Here is a 14,626-nt window from a genome sequence, read left to right as displayed (position 1 = left end):
AGTCAGTAGACGCGTCTACGGTAGTATTTTTAAATTAGAAGTAATGATGACGACACTTGATACAAATATTGAGCTTGCAAGATATTTTGATGCCTCTGGGCAATTGCAAATAGTTACAGTTGCCGACTACAATGGTTATGTCGCCAACAAGGATCAAAATTCAATTGCCCTCTTTATTTTCCATCGACTTCATAGCAGGTATTTAAAACCGTTTCAATTTGGTGACAAAGATTTTATTGAGCAGTTTAAGAATGGGTTTTCAATAATGGCAAATTGCTGCTTACTAATAGAAACACTTCAATCATTTAAAAATGGTTGGGAAGATAGTAGTAACAAATCCGCTTTAGCTTTTAAACAATTCCTATCAACTGAAACAAACTTTGCAGTATTTAGAAATAAAGAAAAGGAATTTTATATAAATATAAGATGCGGTATTTTGCATCAAGGCGAAACAACGGGTGGTTGGAAAATAAATCGTGAGGGCACAAATTTATTTAACAGCACAAATCACGTTGTAGATAGTATTGTTTTCGCTAAAGAACTTGAGAAATCTTTAGAAGACTATTCCGGTAAATTAAAAACAGAAAAGTGGGACAGTGAAACTTGGGACAATTTCAGGACAAAAATGAGAAGAATAGTTTTAAATTGTGAAAGATAAAAATCTAGTGGCAAGGCATACAAGATTAGATTTTGCAACGATCACATAATATTCATTGAATCTTTTTAAAGCTTCGTTATTAACCTTTGAACCTTCTGAGCTGTTCCTAAGCTACATCCGCCAATCTTAGCAGCTCTTCTTAAAGATTCACCATTCTTTAGTTCTTTGACCACAATTTTGTATTTGGTAAGGACTTCATCATCGGCCATTCTGGTTCCGTATAGACGTCCAGTATATAATTTTTTGGCTTTGGCAAGCTCTATTCCTTGTCGTTGTCTTTCTAACATATTAGAGCGTTCCATTTCGGCTACGTTGCCGAGAACGCTTATGATCATTTTGAAGCTTGGATTTGGCTTGTTTTCAATCAGTGAGTACATGCCTATGTTCTCGACAAATAGATTCACAGAATTTTGATTTAGAAATTCAATCATTGTTAATAGCTCTATAATATTTCTGCCCAATCGATCAATTGAATTTACGTGTACTTCCGTGATTGAGTTATTTTCGATATCAGCAAGAAGCTTTTTACCTTCTTTTCGATCCTGGAATGGAATTGTCCCCGATATTCTATCGACATATATTTTTGAAAAATCTTTCGCATTCACTTCTTGGCGACCCGTATTTTGGTCTATGCTTGAGATCCTGATGTATTTTACTTTTGTCATAAGTATTCTTTTATAGAGCTAATATAGTGTATATATTTAGACTGGCAAAAATATACATCAAAAAACAATGTTTTTGAGCCGGAATTGTGAGTCCTTTTTTAGTATGCCCTAATTATATACAAATCAGTTTGAAAACTTGATTTTTTTAGTTTTTCTTGTAGTGAGAGTAAAAAGAGGCGGCTTTCGCTACCTCTTAGATTGAATGTTAAGTAATTCAATGAGCTTATACCGCTTTCTATTTCCGAACGGACGGTATGCCTTTATTTTTTTCAGTTTTTCGTACTTTATCATCGTTGTTTCACTTCGAATTCCTAAAATTATCATCGCTTCTTTGGTATTTACATATTCACCGTAATCCATTTTTTATGTTTTTGGTGCAATCGGCTTCGTTGCTATTGCTTCCTTTATATCTGTTTCGATGCATTTTGTTTATTAAATTATGAAATATTTCATAAAAAATTAAAATAACGAAATGGTAATGAGGTATTTGGTTCTTTGAATACTAAGATTTTTAGTTATTTTAATTAGAATCTAAAATGAAATTACATGTTATAAATAAGTTTTACGATTGGTGAAAGTTGTTTTATCTTCTAATCATTTTAGTTAATTATTTTATTAAAATCATTTTTTTAATAATCCAACAAACGGTATACATATTTACCGTATATTTGTATCATAATCTATAATTAGATATGACACCAAAAGACAGAATACTGAAGATAATGGAAAAGTACAGCATGACACCAGCAAAGGCTTCTGAGATTATGGGTATAACATATCATACCTTCTCAAAAAATAAAAATGATAAAGAAACTCGTCATAGTTTCAATGAAAAAAATTATAATGCCTTGGTTACTTTTCTAATTAAAGAAGGTGAAAATTTATCAATAATCAAAAATGTAGCTGATACAATTGATTCTTGTATCATATTGTATACTACGAAAAATTATTCTGATGATGATGAAACAAAGTCGTTAGAAGATGCTTTGTCAGAAATAGTTGTGACAATGGAATTACATTCGGCATTTGATGACTATGATGTTTATCATCATATTATCAACAAAATTGAATTTGACACTTTGTTATTTGGAATAAATTCATGGACAATTACAAAACATAAAGCTTTCATAAATAAGAGTAAAAGTATCAATGTAAAATGGAACAGATATTTAATTAAAAAAAGAAGTACAAATATTTTTGACATAATAAATAGTTAAAAAATTAATGACTAAACAAAAATTTATCCAACTAGTATAACTAATAAATCAGAGAAAAAACATGATGACAAGAGAAGAAATAGTAAGAAAATGTAAAGAGTATAGAATATACAATTACAATATTAATTTAGATGGTTCAGTTGATGTTATGGGCAATGTTAACTTACATCCATGTTTGCAATTAACAGAATTAGCACTAAATTTTAATAAAGTAAGTGGTCGTTTTGATTGCAGCAATAATAAGTTAACAACTCTTAAAGGATCGCCAAAATCGGTCGGTAATGATTTTAATTGTAGCTATAATAAATTAACGTCCTTAGAATTTGGTCCAGAGTATGTTGGTGATTTCTTCAATTGTCATAGTAATTTATTGACATCACTAGAATTTTTACCGCTAAAGGTTGGTAGAATAATTGATATTAGATTTAATAACTTATCCGTAAATTCTCTTCTTGATTTAATTGACAAACCTTACATTGATACAGTTGAAAAATCAATGAATGAACACCACAAATATTGGGACGAGGATTTTTTAAAATTCAGTTTTGGAATTGATGTTGATTATATCGCGAAAAAACGAGAATATTTAATCAATAAATTACTTTCTTAATAAATGGAATAATTTCAATCCATAATAGAAAAAATGAGTTTATTTCTTTCATCAATACACATTAAACTTTCTAGATAGTGTAAACTTGTATTTCAATACTTGTCTATAGTATATAGCAAGCTATGATTAATCGAGTTTTGGATATGCAGCTACATTGTTTGATTAGAAGACGATCAATGTCATATTTTAACAATATTTTTAAAATAATCTTATCTTAACCGCTTAGCATTAGACACTTGAATATCCATATCGGTAAAAACGGTGTAGTATTGGTCTGATGAATTTACCAACCGGGCCTAACTTTAAATTACTTTAATTTAAGAACTATGATCATTTACTCACAAGTTGAAATATTGTGTAAACAATATAACATCAACAATTGGAATTACAATATTGATGGATCTATTGATGTTGATGGTAACGTTGATATGTCTTCCAAAAACCTGTCTAGTCTACCATTAAAGTTTGCAAGAGTTATGGGGAATTTTTGTATTCAGGATAATAATCTAACTACTTTAAAAGGTGCGCCAATATCAGTTGGGGGTAATTTTAATTGCTATTACAATCAACTTATAAATTTTGAAGGTAGTCCTAAATGGGTAGGGGGTGATTTTTTTGCCTATAGCAATGCATTAATATCATTAGTTGGTTCTCCGAAAGAGGTAGTAGGTGATTATTACATAAGCGGAAATAATAAATTATCAAATTTGCTAGGATGCACGCCTAAAATACATGGCAATATCTCTTTTGATGACGTTTTGTCGTCGACGTATTGCGATGATGATGTTGAATTTGAAGGTAGTTTTTTTTTTAATGAAACTTATAGTAATGAATCAAATAAAATGGTTAAGAAGTTGCCCGTTGAGATTATTGAAAACCGTCACCACCTTAAACTAATCCTTAAATACCAGCGGTACTTTGGAATATGGAACGATGATCAAACATTAAATAAAGAATATTTCAATGATTTGATTGCAGAAATAGATGAGGGATTAAAGTAGATTTGGTTAACGTCTTTTGAATGTTTTGCAAACAGTTTTTCTATTTAGAATAGTTTTATTGATCTTTTATTTCTTGGGATAACATAATATCTTTTGGATGTGTAAAATTATGAATAATTAATATTCAGTATCCCCAGTCATTATGTGCCACGGGCAAATTATTTAGTTCATCCCGATGTATTCTCCATTTTGGCATAAACTGATTGATATATGATACAAACTTTTCATTATGATTTCTTTCTAATAAATGCACTAATTCATGAACTATAATATACTCTAAGCAAATAATAGGTTTTTTAGAAAGTTCTAGATTCAACCAGATTCTTTTCTCTTCAATATTACAGGTGCCCCATTTGGTTCTCATCTGTTTGATGGCCCATTCATTTGATTTTACTCCGATTATGCTTTCCCATTTCGTAATTAATTCAGGAATTTGTTTTTTCATTTCTGTGCGATGCCATTCCTTAAGTATCCTACCTTTTGTATCCTTTGTACTATTTGGTTTGATATAAAGGTTAATATTTTTTGTCCCTTTGATTTCTACTTTATTAATACCTTTATGTTCAATAACATTTAATAAATACCTTTTGCCCTGAAAATAATGACTTTCTCCTGATATAAATTCCCTTGGGGTTTCACGTGGTTGGGCAACAAATTTTTTGATATTTTTCTTTATCCAACTAATTTTTGAAATGGCGAATAGTCGCATCATATCAGTATCTGTTTTTTCTGGGGCGGATAAACGAATTCTGCCATTGGGCGGATAGACCGCCAAGTGCATGTTTTTAATGTCTTTCCGTACAATATCTATTGTAAAAGTTGAGATTGACAACGTTTCCATGTTAATACTCATTTTGTGCTTTAATTACTTTCATTATAGCAACCGTTTTACTGTCATCCTTAATAATTTCATTAATTGCAATTCTTAATTTTTTTTCTTTTAAACCACCATCACGCCATCCATCTAATTTGTTTGTTTTAATGACATTGTCAAGAGCTAATGCTAGAATTTCATTGTTTTCTAAATTGTCGAATAGTGCTCTTTTAGCATTAGAGTCTAGTGAAGTAGGGTAGCTGTTGGTATGCATAGGATTGGACACATCACCAGCCAATTGTTTTATTTTTTCTAAGTATTCTTTGTACGCGATTGCTTCTTCTTTTCTTTGTTTGATTAGCTCATCTAACAATTTAGACATTTTCTCATAGTACTTCGGATTTGTTTGGCTTTCTTCAATAATTACTTTTCGAACGTTGTTTTCAATCGTTTCAGCAACTGCTTCTTGACTTCTTTTACCACCGTATGGTTCAGAAGGTTCGCTAACATGAAGAATTAAGTCAACTAATGATTTATTTTCAAAATCTGATATTTTCTGACTGCTTTTTGCATCTAAGTACATGTCCATCAATTGGCGCATACCTGGTTCAAATCGTTTTAAATCTACATAATCACCGCTTGCTTGTTTGATTGTTTCCCTAATATCAGAATAAAATTGTACCTGTTGCTTAATTTTTGCGGCTTCTTCATCAGAATAACCAATTTTATCCAGTTCATTCGCAATGTTGGCAAAGGCTCTAATCAAAGCCACTACGGCTTTATATAAAGTTACTCTTCGTTCTTCGGTATCTTTGATATCTTCTGGATTTTCGGTATTTCCACAGAAGTACCTGATAAAATTGGGCTCGTCTTGAGGATGCACCGGTTCGCATAAAGCTATAACGGTTTCCAAAGCGCTTTCTAATCGGTCTTTACTTACTTCATATCGATCCGATAGCAATCCTTTTACATCATCAAGATCAAAGTCATCAAAAGCACCAGAAGTATAATCAGTAATAGATTTCTTTAAACTTTGAAATAAATCTTTGTAATCAACGATATAACCATAATCCTTTCCTTCTTTATCCACACGGTTTACTCTGCAAATGGCCTGAAATAAACCATGATCTTGCATCGATTTGTCAATATATAAATATGTTGCTGACGGTGCATCAAAACCAGTCAATAGTTTATCAACAACGATTAACAGCTTCATTTTATTTGGTTCTTTTACGAATTTAGTTTTTGCATTTTGTTCGAATTCTTCAGTAGATCTTCCATCCAACATTCTTTGATAGACTTGGTATTTCAAAAGTTTCTCTGTTGGATTACCTTCACCAGTTTCTTCTCCTTTAATATCGCCGTGATGTGGATTGTACGAAGTAACAATGGCACACTCTCTAAATCCTGCATTTTGAAATAATTCATAATACTTACAAGCGTTGTAAACACTGCTAGAAACCAACATTGCGTTTCCTTCTCCTGTTGATATTCTAGGTTTTATTTTGAAATCTTTTATAATATCAAAAACAATTTTTTCTAGACGTGATTTAGAACCTAACACTTTTTGCATTGTTCCCCATTTGCGCTTCAAATCTACTTTAGCGACATCGGTTAATCCTTTAGTTTCGGCATCAAACCATTGATCAATACTTTGCTGGTCAGTAACAAATTGTTCTACATCGCGCGCTTCATATAATAAATCTAAAACTACACCGTCAGCAACCGCTTCGTCAAATTTATAAGGCTCACCGATATATGGTCCAAAAACTTCAATACTTTTTTGCTTGTCTTTTTTGAGTAGTGGTGTTCCTGTGAAACCTATAAATAAAGCTTCGGGTAGTAACATTTTCATCGCATCGTGAAGCTTGCCGGATTGCGTTCTATGACACTCGTCAACAAAAACATAGATATTTCCTTTGGCTTTAAAATCTGTGCTTAAATGCTTCTTTAAATCTTCTATATAACCTGTGAAGTCACCCTCTTCAGAGTTTCTACCAAATTTATGGACTAAACTAGCAATCAGCCATGGACTTGTACTGTTGAGCTTATTAATTAAATCCTTTCCACTTTTGGTTCTGTATATATTTTCATCTACTCCAAGAAACAATTTTTCAATTTGGTCATCAAGTTCCTCACGATCGGTGATGATTAAAACGCGACTGTTATCTACATTTTCTCTGATCCATTTCGTGAGCCAAACCATAGTTAAGCTTTTACCACTTCCTTGTGTATGCCAAATGATTCCACCTTGTTTGGTTTTTACATTTGTATGTGCGGCTTTGATACCAAAAAATTGATTGGGACGACAGAGTTTTTTGGTGCCTTTATCAAACACTATAAAGTCATGGATTATTTCCAATAATCGTTCTTTTTGACACATTAAAAATAAATGTTTGTCTAAAGAATAATCAAAAGTTTTATTACTTTCTTCTTTCCATTGCAGGTAATATTTCTCTTTAGTTTCAATCGTACCGTACCTCAATCCTTGGGTGTCATTCCCAGCAAATACTAATTGTGCAGCGGTAAAGAATTTTGGTATAAACTCTTCTTTTTGATTATCTAAATTTTGACGAATCCCTTGTGAAACGCCTACTTTACTGCGTTTTATTTCTAGTATTCCTAGTGCAATACCATTAACATAAATTACTATATCCGGACGCTTGGAATGTTTTCCAATAACGGTTACTTCTTCGGCAATTGCAAAATGATTTTTCTGTGGTTCACTCCAATTGATGAACCAGGCACGTTCTTTTAAATCGCCCAATTCTTCACGAATGGATTTACCATAACGTAACAGTTTATACACTTCTTTATTAGCTTCATACAAACTACCAGATAGGTTAGTGGCCGCTTTAACTAATTCTTGAATTGCCTTTTTAGCCACTATTTCAGAATATCCTTGTGTGTTAGTTAGAAAATCTAACAAAAGGTTTTCCTCAATAGGGTGCGTACGCTGTTGATCTTCCCAATTACCGAGGTAGGTATAGTTAAGCTCATTTTTAAAAAGAGCTACAATTCGGTTCTGGGTTTCACGTTCTGATTTACCAATATTATTCATGGTTGTATGTTTTTATAAAATCATTAATCTCATCAATCATTTTAACTTCATGGTCTTTAATACTGTTTTCATTCCAACTGTTTACATCATAATCAAACATCATAATGTGCTGCTTTATTGAGTCTGTTTTGCCGTCGGTTTCTATTTTTGAGTAATAATCTTTTTTAGCTGAAGGTAAATGATTATTTAATTTGGAATTTTTACTATGACTAATCAAACATAAATTTCCAAATGAATGTAAAATGGATTGATTCTTTAGCGGCAAACCACCAATAGGATTTTGAGGATAAAAATGTTCAACTGAACTTCTAAACGTAAAATTAAAATCTAGTCCTTCAACATAGTCTTTTTTCCAAAGAACATAATCTAAAAAGTTAAATACTAAATTATTCTCTATTGCGCCATATTTTAATTTTGGTTCATCATAATCTAATTTCCTATCAGTTAAATCCAAATCTGCTTTATTATAAATTAAATCAAAATAATCGATAGGATCATTGTTTAAAAATCTATGAATTAATAAATCCTTAGCAAAGGTTTCCAAATAAATTATGTAATCTGATAAATCTATTTCACTATCAAATGAATAATTTTCATTTAAATAAAATAATGCAGAATTTACCCAATGCTTATATATCATGGTAGGTGTAGAAACATGAAACATTGACAACAACATTACTACTGTTTCATTGTCCCAATCTTCTTCTGTTCCAAAAGTATTTACAAAATTAGCTTGGCTATTTTTATAGTGCTTTAATGTTCTTAAACTCCATTGTTCTCCTTTACTGGTGTATTCTCTTTTAATAACATATTTATCAAATAAAAATCTTGCTTTGAATAAATTAAAAATAAAATTGTTTACAAATTCTAGTTTATTATTTGATTTTTTAATTTCGTCTTTGAAAATTGTAAGCAGTTTTTTGTCGTCTAATGCTATTTCTTTACTTTTTAATTGAATTCTTAATACTTGAAGTAAAAAATTAGGAAAATTAATTACAGTATGAAATCGGTCCGATTCATCTATAATATCATTTGGTTTCTCAAAAGTGAATTCGCTTGAAATAATATCATCAATAGTTAATTTTTTATCATCAATATTATTCGATTTTTTATCAAGAAACTGAAATAACTCATTGTGATTTGTTACTTGAATTTTATTCCATTCTTTACCAAATAAGCCTTCTCTTAGATCTGGATGGAACCGATATTGCATGTAATAATCCATATCCGATACCGTTTCCCAAATTAAATTGAAAACTGCAAAATACTTTTTCTTCTCGTTTTCATCTTCAATTTCATTATAGATACTTAATAATGCAGCTTTTAATACTTCATGTTTTTCTAATTGTTCTCCACGAGTATTCATAATTTCAAAATAGTGGTTCAAATCAGTTTTTAGGGGAACTTGAACTCTTATAATCTTGACTTTACTATAGAGAAAATTCGAAAAAGTTTCTATTGAAATTTTCGCTTCTCTTAATTTGTTGTCTAAATGCTTATGAATTAAATCATATCCATTTTTAATACCATCGTTATAAATATGATTGTTATTAAAATAGTTTTGAAAAACAGCTTCTAGTGTTTCTGTAGATTGCCTTCGGCTATAAAATTCTAGATTAATGTTTTTATACCAATCTAAAGATATAGTAGTGTCTTTAAGTTTATGTTTTAATACGCTAGTTAATATACTCAAAGTGGTCATACGTTGTTGACCATCTATGGTTTCATATAAAGCATTGTTATTAACAGTCTCTTCATTAATAATAAGAGTGCCTATATAATAGTTATTTGCCGTTTCATTATTTTCTTTGGGAATATAATCTATTATGTCTTGAAGTAATTGTTCAATTTCTTTTTCTTCCCATGCGTAATTCCTTTGGTAAATTGGAATAACGTATCTATCTTTTCCGTCTAACAATTCCTTTATAGTAAGTTCTTTTAAGTCAGCGTTATTTATCATAATAATTTAATTCTTTAAATAATTTTATCAATTCCGGAACTTTACTTGCTTTTATATTTTCAACATTATTTAAGTTTAAGTTTACAACAGGATGAGGGGTTATAGAAGTACTTATTATTTTGAAAATATTCTTTTCTATTAGCACATAATTATCTACAGAAGCAAATTGTAAATTCTGATAATTTAAACGAATACTATATGCCCATATAAATATTTTTTCAATTACTCTTGAGATCTCATTATATTGAAACTTATCGATATAAAAGATTAGAGCACAATCAAATAGTGCTCTTGTATATTTATCGCCGGTTCTATGCATAGAAGGGTAATTTTGTATGCATTTCAATATCTTTTTTGCCTTATCGTCTAAAGGAATTTCTTTAAAATTTGATAAGTATAAAGAATCTATTATACGTTTGTAATAATTTATAAATTCAAAGAAACGTCGTCCATTTATGATGGTTTGATCGAGCTGAAATGGAAAATCACGGCGGTTGTTGTCAATTTTTCTATCTATATTTCTATTATAATCGTCTGTAAAAAAATGGGCTATCCGAAGCGGAATGGTATAAGGATAAGATTCCGTTTCGTCTATCTTTATTCCTTTGAAGAGTTTAATATCTTTTTTGCTAAAATATCTAGACGAGTTACCTTTTGCCCAACCTTTTACTCTATAGAGATATTCGGAAAATAATTTAGATAGTTCTTCCGATTGTGTATTTTCCCATTGGTTTACTATTTGATTTTGTAAAAACATATCTTCCTGCGAAAATTCACGTAAATGAAATGCTTTAAGTAAATCGTGTGGATCCAAATCTTTTCCTCTGGCATTTTGAGCATCAAAGAATTGAAAGGCTTCCGTAATGTCACTCAATATAAATTGAACCAATTCACATTTTTCGAAAAAGAAAAAGAGTTGTTTCTCATCTAGTCGAGTGATTAACCTCTTAATATTTCTATAATTCTGCTGAATATTTGATTTAGAAACAGGTGATTCAATTTCAAAAGAAATTAAACTAGAATCAATAATTTTTAGCTTGTTTAATAAAATAGGATTTTTATAATTGGCTTTATTGGCAATTATCGCTTTAGCGATCAATAATAAAGTAATGGTGCGCTGTTGTCCATCAACTATGTTATGAATAGAAGTATTGTTTTCATTAGTTTCGGAATGAATTACAATTGTTCCTAAACGATAAGCTTTTCTATCACTAAAATGATAAATATCCTCTATTAATTGTGATACATGAGTAGCATTCCATTTGTAGGGACGTTGGTATATTGGTAATGTAAGACTACAGTAGGTTAGTAGCTTTTCGACGGAAATGATTTCTTTTTGTAATTCTTGCACCATATTTATATCTACTTTATTAATTTCTTCACTCTCTCCACATCCCCATCTTTCCTCAAAATTCTATCTTTCCCATCGTGTTCGAAATCCGAATATGAAATCTCGATAACCTTAATACCGTGCAGGGGTAAAATTTCTAAACGTCTTTTATCATAAATTTTGCGTTGCTCGCCTCTGTGAACACCGCTTACCGTAAACAGATCGGGTTTCTCGAAATGTTTATTGGGTTTCGTATGTTGTTGCTCTTTATATTCGATAACTAAATTCGATTCCGGATAATAACTATCCACAGGTAATTTAGCGCACTTTCCTTCTTTATTAGGATCGCCTACTAAGAAATCAAAGCGATGTTGGCGTGATCCTTTAAGTCCCAAGACTTCATCACATAAGTCTAAAATATAATGTTCATCGCTGTCTTTTCGGGTGGTAGTTTTTGTAACCTCTTTTAAATTTGTTTTTGACGTTAATTTTTTGGTGCCAGAAGTTGAAGCACCATTTCGTTGAAAAAACCAATTGGTATTTGCTGCTTTGCGTTCAGCATATACAAATGGTATTTGATGTAATTCATTTTTTTGGTCTAATCTTCTCAGAATTGCTCGAATGGGCAAACCGTTTTTAGTGTCTTTTTCAAATATACCAGCTAAAATAAAATAAGACATCATGTACTTGGCAGGAATAATATTAATTCTTTTATTGACTTCAAAATACTCTCGAAGTACAGTATTAATTTGGCTAATTTTGGTCATTTTGATTCGTAATAAGTTATAGGTCTAATATCTCTATCTCTCCTATTCGGTCGAAACGAAATGTTCTTTGCTCTTCTCTTTTATTGCAATACGCGGTCAGGTAATTACTATTTAATCGATATGCTTCTATGTGATCCTCAGACAGTGCGTTTATTGCCAATTGTACATCAGATATTGTTCGAATACTTTCTTCTGCTTCTATACGATCCAAGATGAGTTCACCAGTTTCAATATCAACAAGCATTTGTTGCCATGAGGCTCTCGTGTATTTCATTCTTATATATTTTTTGTACTCAATAGCTGTATTTACAATACTTGAAACTTTAGCTATTCCTATTGTCGGACCAGCAACACGAACGGTATAATAATTGTCCTTAATTTCTAAGTTTTCTAATGATGTAAGAGGATAAGTTCTTTTAACATTCTTAACATAACAAAAACCTGACACTTCATGTTCATTAACATGGGTTGGTTTAAAAATCGTTTTTTTATTCCTTATCGAAAATGAAATGTATTTTCCAAAAGTTGTTGCCTTAAAAATTTTATTAAAAGCATCTAACGGCTTTTCTTGAAATTTAAAAAGTTTAATTTCATCATCTTTAACTTGTTCCTCAATGGTTTCACCAAGTATTGTTTCTTCGAGTTCAATTAGTGATTTTTCATTAGCTGTGACACCAAAACGCTCAATTCCCAAATAACGTTCTCTGTATTTTTCTACAGACCATAGTCTAGCTTCTGCATTTGTCCATTGTTTTACAGGATTAATTTTAGGTACCGATTGTGAAAATGCTGGAAATGAATATTCGGTATGTATACTTTTTAAAACATCGGTAATAAATTTACAACAAGAATCAGGTTGCTGGTGTACTTGGATTTCTGCAAAACGAATGACGATCCAGCCTCTGTTTTTAAAAGCATTATTTCTGTTGGTGTCTGCGTATTGATAATGAGTTGACTTTCTATTTTCAATATCATTTATACCTTCGTAGGGCTCATCAATTTCAATGTCTAAAAAAATATTGACTCCGTTTTTCTCGTTTACTAATACAAAATCGGGTTCGTATGCATTTGAATTATTTTTCGTTAGAAGTAAGCGATCATCATATACTTGATGTGAATTTCTAAAATACTTTTCAATAGATGTCTTAAAAGCTTCTTCTTTAAATCCTTTTCTACCTGTCCTGCCTTTTCTCGGAAACTTAATCACACAATTGGGTGGTGGCATGATAACATAAGGGAAACTGTAAGGTTCAGTTTGAGCAAATAGGTTGATAGGATTGTACCCAATGTATTTTTCTTTCGTTTGTTCTTCGGGTTCAGGGATAACAACCGGTTCTACAATTTTCGTAGGGATTTTAATTTCTTCCTTAGGTATAACTTTTGGTTCTTTTAGTTCTATAGCTATATTATCCGGAACCACAATTGATTTAAGTTTAATGCGATTATCCGGTACATCAATATCTATTTCTTTTTTCACTTCTTTCGTTAGTATTGGAATAGGTTTAGGTTTTGATGAAGTAGAAGAATAATATTTTTTAGGTCTTGTCTTTTTTCCTTTGAAAATAAAATAGAATAACAATCCAAATGCCAATACTGCAATAAGCAGATACATAGTCGTTGTGTTAGTCATGCTGCCGGAAGTTGCAATATTCCCTAAAGTATCTTTATTTGTTATTTGTAGAAACATAAATTGGTATTAAATTTAAATATTCATTAATTAACTACTTTTTGTTCATCCTTTAAAGATGCGCAAAAAGTCCACCCTGTTCATAATCTATAATCATACGCTTGGATGCGATTTTGATTTGTTATCCCGACTTATTTATTTTAGCTTTTTAAACTCCTACAAATCATTACAAAAGAGCTCTCCCCACAATTCAATGTTTTGTCAATAAGTGTATCGGCACCTATTATTTTAGCATGTTCTAAAAAACAAGTTTGCCACTCTTCCTCTTTTTTGAAAAGTTTGTTTTTACCGTTATCCATATCTTTGCAGTCCTCAAAACCTAAATACAATAATACCACAGGTATTCCTTTGTCTGCTAACCACCATGCGTGAGCAATACGGTTTGAAAGTTGGTAACAACTATCTCTGGAAAGCTGCACATTATTGTTACCTTTGTTAATTCCAACATTAGCTTCTTCGATTGCTTTGGCTATTTTATCATGATTCTTTATAGAATTATCACTCAAACTAGGATCACTCTTACAATCGTTTTTTAACTCATCTATATGTGCCTTGGCTTCCACTAGTACCAAACCTCTTTTGCCGTTAATAGTACAAGTAGAAATTAAATCCCAATTGGGTGTTGTCGTGTCTTTGAATAACCACCAATTAGTTATTTCTGCACCCAATTCTGGACTAAAATTGTGTTTTAAAAAATCATTCAATTCTGCTTCCTTATCAAAAAGAGCACTTTTAGGCATCCAATTATCATAAGTAGTCACACTTGCTTTGGTTGACTTAAGCAAGTGGTTAATGACTTTTAAAAAATCACTATATCCTACAAGTTTTAAAACGGCATTTTTACTTCCTTTCATTT

The 14,626-nt window shown here is 31.0% G+C and carries 13 protein-coding genes; 4 read left to right on the top strand and 9 right to left on the bottom strand.

The genetic code is table 11. From position 1 onward, the window contains the following. The first annotated feature begins 43 nt into the window (after nt 1-43). Nucleotides 44-658, top strand: coding sequence for a hypothetical protein (locus tag IWX80_RS03885; RefSeq protein ID WP_131908303.1), 615 nt, complete (start codon nt 44-46; stop codon nt 656-658). A 65-nt stretch (nt 659-723) separates the two neighbouring features. Here IWX80_RS03885 and IWX80_RS03880 read toward each other — a convergent pair whose 3' ends face one another. Further along, a complete protein-coding gene (locus tag IWX80_RS03880; protein WP_196852241.1) occupies nt 724-1,323 on the bottom strand; it encodes a recombinase family protein in 600 nt (199 codons plus the stop codon). A gap of 186 nt (nt 1,324-1,509) precedes the next feature. Next, entirely contained in the window at nt 1,510-1,683 is a 174-nt protein-coding gene (locus tag IWX80_RS03875; protein ID WP_196852240.1) for a hypothetical protein, read from the bottom strand. Nucleotides 1,684-2,015: 332 nt separating this feature from the next. On the opposite strand from IWX80_RS03875, the gene IWX80_RS03870 reads away from it, so the two are divergent. The 3 genes from IWX80_RS03870 to IWX80_RS03860 all read left to right on the top strand — a co-directional run bounded on the left by IWX80_RS03870 (nt 2,016) and on the right by IWX80_RS03860 (nt 4,151). Next, on the top strand, nt 2,016-2,540 hold the full coding sequence (locus IWX80_RS03870; protein WP_196852239.1) for a hypothetical protein: 525 nt from the start codon (nt 2,016-2,018) through the stop codon (nt 2,538-2,540). A gap of 61 nt (nt 2,541-2,601) precedes the next feature. Then, nucleotides 2,602-3,150 carry a hypothetical protein gene (locus IWX80_RS03865; RefSeq protein ID WP_196852238.1) on the top strand — a complete coding sequence of 183 codons (549 nt, stop codon included), beginning with the start codon at nt 2,602-2,604 and terminating at the stop codon, nt 3,148-3,150. A 326-nt stretch (nt 3,151-3,476) separates the two neighbouring features. Then, nucleotides 3,477-4,151 (top strand): hypothetical protein, encoded by a 675-nt coding sequence (locus IWX80_RS03860; protein WP_196852237.1) that lies wholly within the window; start codon nt 3,477-3,479, stop codon nt 4,149-4,151. 124 nt (nt 4,152-4,275) lie between these two features. Here the strand turns inward: IWX80_RS03860 and IWX80_RS03855 are convergent, their stop codons facing one another. The 7 genes from IWX80_RS03855 to IWX80_RS03825 all read right to left on the bottom strand — a co-directional run bounded on the left by IWX80_RS03855 (nt 4,276) and on the right by IWX80_RS03825 (nt 14,624). Next, entirely contained in the window at nt 4,276-4,992 is a 717-nt protein-coding gene (locus IWX80_RS03855) for a M48 family metallopeptidase (RefSeq protein ID WP_334682215.1), read from the bottom strand. A gap of 1 nt (nt 4,993) precedes the next feature. Then, nucleotides 4,994-8,026 (bottom strand): type I restriction endonuclease subunit R, encoded by a 3,033-nt coding sequence (locus tag IWX80_RS03850; protein ID WP_196852235.1) that lies wholly within the window; start codon nt 8,024-8,026, stop codon nt 4,994-4,996. Next, nucleotides 8,019-9,986: a GmrSD restriction endonuclease domain-containing protein gene (locus tag IWX80_RS03845; RefSeq protein WP_196852234.1), complete on the bottom strand. Its 1,968-nt coding sequence runs from the start codon at nt 9,984-9,986 to the stop codon at nt 8,019-8,021. Before IWX80_RS03845 ends, IWX80_RS03850 begins: the two co-directional genes overlap by 8 nt. Continuing rightward, nucleotides 9,976-11,340, bottom strand: coding sequence for a DUF262 domain-containing protein (locus IWX80_RS03840; protein ID WP_196852233.1), 1,365 nt, complete (start codon nt 11,338-11,340; stop codon nt 9,976-9,978). The genes IWX80_RS03845 and IWX80_RS03840 overlap by 11 nt, the downstream gene beginning before the upstream one ends. Nucleotides 11,341-11,348: 8 nt before the next feature. Continuing rightward, complete coding sequence (locus IWX80_RS03835) at nt 11,349-12,083, bottom strand: hypothetical protein (RefSeq protein WP_196852232.1); 735 nt, start codon at nt 12,081-12,083, stop codon at nt 11,349-11,351. A gap of 16 nt (nt 12,084-12,099) precedes the next feature. Then, on the bottom strand, nt 12,100-13,770 hold the full coding sequence (locus IWX80_RS03830; RefSeq protein WP_196852231.1) for a WYL domain-containing protein: 1,671 nt from the start codon (nt 13,768-13,770) through the stop codon (nt 12,100-12,102). A 140-nt stretch (nt 13,771-13,910) separates the two neighbouring features. Then, complete coding sequence (locus tag IWX80_RS03825; RefSeq protein ID WP_196852230.1) at nt 13,911-14,624, bottom strand: hypothetical protein; 714 nt, start codon at nt 14,622-14,624, stop codon at nt 13,911-13,913. Between the last annotated feature and the right edge of the window lie 2 nt (nt 14,625-14,626).

It is taken from the genome of Flavobacterium sp. CAN_S2, assembly GCF_015752255.1.
Taxonomy (GTDB): domain Bacteria; phylum Bacteroidota; class Bacteroidia; order Flavobacteriales; family Flavobacteriaceae; genus Flavobacterium.
The sequence above is the reverse complement of the archived record's forward strand: the minus strand, read 5'-3'. Positions and strand labels throughout refer to the sequence as shown.

Coding starts and splice junctions, on each gene's coding strand:
- IWX80_RS03830 (WP_196852231.1), bottom strand. CDS start 13,770: ATGTTTCTACAAATAACAAATAAAGATACTTTAGGGAATATTGCAACT.
- IWX80_RS03835 (WP_196852232.1), bottom strand. CDS start 12,083: ATGACCAAAATTAGCCAAATTAATACTGTACTTCGAGAGTATTTTGAA.
- IWX80_RS03825 (WP_196852230.1), bottom strand. CDS start 14,624: ATGAAAGGAAGTAAAAATGCCGTTTTAAAACTTGTAGGATATAGTGAT.
- IWX80_RS03865 (WP_196852238.1), top strand. CDS start 2,602: ATGATGACAAGAGAAGAAATAGTAAGAAAATGTAAAGAGTATAGAATA.
- IWX80_RS03875 (WP_196852240.1), bottom strand. CDS start 1,683: ATGGATTACGGTGAATATGTAAATACCAAAGAAGCGATGATAATTTTA.
- IWX80_RS03885 (WP_131908303.1), top strand. CDS start 44: ATGATGACGACACTTGATACAAATATTGAGCTTGCAAGATATTTTGAT.
- IWX80_RS03850 (WP_196852235.1), bottom strand. CDS start 8,026: ATGAATAATATTGGTAAATCAGAACGTGAAACCCAGAACCGAATTGTA.
- IWX80_RS03840 (WP_196852233.1), bottom strand. CDS start 11,340: ATGGTGCAAGAATTACAAAAAGAAATCATTTCCGTCGAAAAGCTACTA.
- IWX80_RS03880 (WP_196852241.1), bottom strand. CDS start 1,323: ATGACAAAAGTAAAATACATCAGGATCTCAAGCATAGACCAAAATACG.
- IWX80_RS03860 (WP_196852237.1), top strand. CDS start 3,477: ATGATCATTTACTCACAAGTTGAAATATTGTGTAAACAATATAACATC.
- IWX80_RS03855 (WP_334682215.1), bottom strand. CDS start 4,992: ATGGAAACGTTGTCAATCTCAACTTTTACAATAGATATTGTACGGAAA.
- IWX80_RS03845 (WP_196852234.1), bottom strand. CDS start 9,986: ATGATAAATAACGCTGACTTAAAAGAACTTACTATAAAGGAATTGTTA.
- IWX80_RS03870 (WP_196852239.1), top strand. CDS start 2,016: ATGACACCAAAAGACAGAATACTGAAGATAATGGAAAAGTACAGCATG.